2 protein-coding genes are annotated in these 2342 nt (G+C 69.7%); one reads left to right on the plus strand and one right to left on the minus strand.

What is annotated here, in order from left to right; genetic code table 11:
- Positions 1-702 (minus strand): aminotransferase class I/II-fold pyridoxal phosphate-dependent enzyme (locus tag E6J59_19755; protein TMB15761.1); only part of this gene is annotated, 702 nt, incomplete at its 3' end.
- Positions 703-905: 203 nt separating this feature from the next.
- On the opposite strand from E6J59_19755, the gene E6J59_19760 reads away from it, so the two are divergent.
- The coding region (locus E6J59_19760; GenBank protein TMB15762.1) for a hypothetical protein at positions 906-2342 on the plus strand (1437 nt) is incomplete at its 3' end.

The raw sequence follows: 2342 nt of genomic DNA on the forward strand, positions 1-2342 counted from the left end.
CGCGGCCGCGAAGACTGCGAGCGCCATGTACCACGTCGGGTGCTCGGTGAGCACCACGCCACCCGGCGGGAGAAGCGCGTGAGTGATAATCGCGAGGCTTTGCGTCGTGCCGGCGGTCAGCAGGACCTCAGCGCCGGCGAGCGCGATCCCCCGACGACGGAGATAGCCGTCCACAGCCGCGCGCACCTCCGGCAGGCCGCCGATCGGGGCGTAGCGGAGATTCGCGCCCTCCGCGAGCGCGGCGCCGAAGGCCCGGGCTACGAGAGCCGTCGGAAGGAGGTCGGTACCGGGCTCCGACGCATGGAGACGGACGGGGCTCGGACCGGTGGGCTGAGGCAGTTCGACGCCGAGCGGATCGGCCGGCACCGTGGGACGCATGACAAGGCTGGCCCACGGGCGCTGGCCCGCGCGTGACGGGATCGGCGTCCCACTCCTCACCCGCAGGCCCCGCGTTGAGTCCCCGGCCACCAGACCTTCCCGTCCGAGGGATGTGTAGGCCTTGGACACCGTCCCGATGCTCAAGTGAAGCCTCCGCGCCAGGAAGCGGAGTGGAGGCAGATAATCGCCCGCTTTGAGGCGGCCAGCCGCGACGAGGTCGCGGATCCGCTGGGCGAGCTGATCGCTGAGCAGCGCCGAGCCCTCGCGCTGGAGCGGCCGGAAGAGATCCATCGCGAGCGGCGCCGCGTACCTGCGCCGGGTCATCAGCCGACCGTCCTCGCGTCCATTACTGTGCTAGGCTGCACCCTGATCTAACCCGGGACAATACTAGCACAATAGCAAACAGGCCCCTTGCCACTGACACTCCGCGGCGCAGCGACCCGCGACCCGCCTCCGTGCCCGCTGCCGCGCGGATCGAGAGGATCACTGGCCCCCCCTCGAGAGACCCGCCCCAACAGGAGGTTCGTATGGCCACTGCCACTCACAGCCTCGTCGTCACGCTCGCCGACCGCGCTCGCGACGCACTCGCACCACTCATCGCTTCGCCGTCGGCCCCCGACGCGTTCCCGGGACGCGCGTATGAGTGCCTTGGGCCCGGCGATCCTTTGCGGGAGGAGGCCGAGCGAGCCACGGAGGACCTGGAGAGTCTGCCACTACACGAGCGGACCAATCTCGACGTGGACACGGCCCTCGCGAAAGTCACGACAGGCTGGATCGAAGCCCAGGTGGAGGCGGCGATCCTCCAGTCGAGCCCCGAACGCGTGCTCAGCGAGCTCGGTGCGCGCGGCGATACAGAGGAGCTCATCTGCCCACCGCCGCAGCCGGTAGCGCATTTGCGCGTGCCCGGTCTCACCTTCCAGCCCCTTATCGACGCCGTCGACGCGGACGCCAGGCGACTCGCACACGACCCGGCGCAACGCGAGTTGCGCGCCCAGACCCTCGTGGCCACGGATGACCGCGGGCGTGTCCTCGACCGAGCATTCGCGCGGCGCTTGGCGTATGAGGTTGCCGAGCGCCTTGAGCTCGAGTCGTCAGCCGCGCTCGGGGATCGGGCTCGCCGTCGGCTCGAAGAGCTCGTCCGCGCCCACGCCCGCCGCGCCCGCTACGCCTCCGCGTTTGCGCTCGCTGCGCGGCGCCTCGAGCGCGCAGGGAAGCCGGTCGACGTCGTACGCCTCGCGCACGCCTTCGACGCCGTCGCCGGGCTCGACAAGATCCCGTTCCGCCGGGGCCCGTCCGAGCACCTGACACCGGAGCTTCTTGCCGTGATGGCCCTCGAGTTCTATCGAGCCCTCGCCGACCCGGAGTACGTCGTCTCCTTCCTCCTGCTCACGTTCCCGTTCAAGAACAGTAGCGGCCTCCGGACCAACGTCGCCACAGAGGCGGCGGACTTCGGGGAGGTGCTCATGCTGCTCCAGCTTCGACGCTTTCTCGAATTCCTGAGCGCCCTCGGGTTGCGATGTGTCCGGTTCATCTGCCTCACCGATGGCATCGTCTACGCCCGTTACCTGAACCCGGGCGATCCGACGCCCTCGCTCTTCTACCGGGAAAACGTCCGCCAGTTCCGGAACGCCCTCGGCCTCGCGGAGCGGGTGCTGATCGTCGACGCTGACCAGCTCCTTCGCCGGGTGCCCCGGTTTGCTGAGGCGCTTGTCCGCGTGCACGCCGCCCTGGCGCGGGCAGAAGTCGAGCGCCCCCGCGTCCGGCGAAAGTTGCTCTCGCTCACGCGCTCCTTTCTCTTCCACCTCCGCACCGCCGACGAGGACCCGGTTCTCATGGCGCGGGTCGTCAACGCGTGTTTTCGAGGCCACGAGCTCTCGAATCCGCACGAGCGCGCCGAGCAGCGCCGACTCTGGGAACGGGCCACGACGGAGGCGCGCTGGTACGCTGCCCACCTCCTCTTGATG

The sequence above is a fragment of the Deltaproteobacteria bacterium genome (genome assembly GCA_005879795.1).
In the GTDB taxonomy this organism is placed as follows: Bacteria; Desulfobacterota; Binatia; order DP-6; family DP-6; genus DP-6.